Raw genomic sequence first — 372 nt, forward strand, 5'->3', positions numbered from 1 at the left:
GCGTAAGTCTTCAGCAGTTCCGCAAGCGCCACCCCAGTTGGAATGGACCATCAGAAAAGCATTTGCAGGCATGATCACCTTGTCGAATGCCATGGCGATCACTGACCCCATGGATGCTGCTACAGCCTCCACATATAAGGTCTTTTGAACTGGCATTCGGGCGATAATGTTATAAATTGCGAAGCCATCCATCACACTGCCACCGCCAGACTGAATGTAAGCCGTGACAGAGGTAACTTTTGGTACAGCAGCAATGTCGCGGGCAATACTCTTGGCGGTAAAGTCCCAGCCAACGTCGCCGTACATGGTCAGAGTCACGGCTCCTTCTGCAGAGGCCTTTATCTCGTATTTACCTTTAATCGGCGTCACGCT

The 372-nt window shown here is 51.3% G+C and carries 1 protein-coding gene; it reads right to left on the reverse strand.

Annotation, left to right across the window (positions count from 1 at the left end; translation table 11 throughout):
* The coding region (locus tag HCX89_RS22710; RefSeq protein ID WP_254428420.1) for an ATP-dependent Clp protease proteolytic subunit at nucleotides 1-372 on the reverse strand (372 nt) is incomplete at both ends.

Origin of the sequence: Shewanella sp. Iso12 (assembly GCF_012030025.1) — a bacterium.
GTDB classification, from domain to species: Bacteria; Pseudomonadota; Gammaproteobacteria; order Enterobacterales; family Shewanellaceae; genus Shewanella; species Shewanella algae.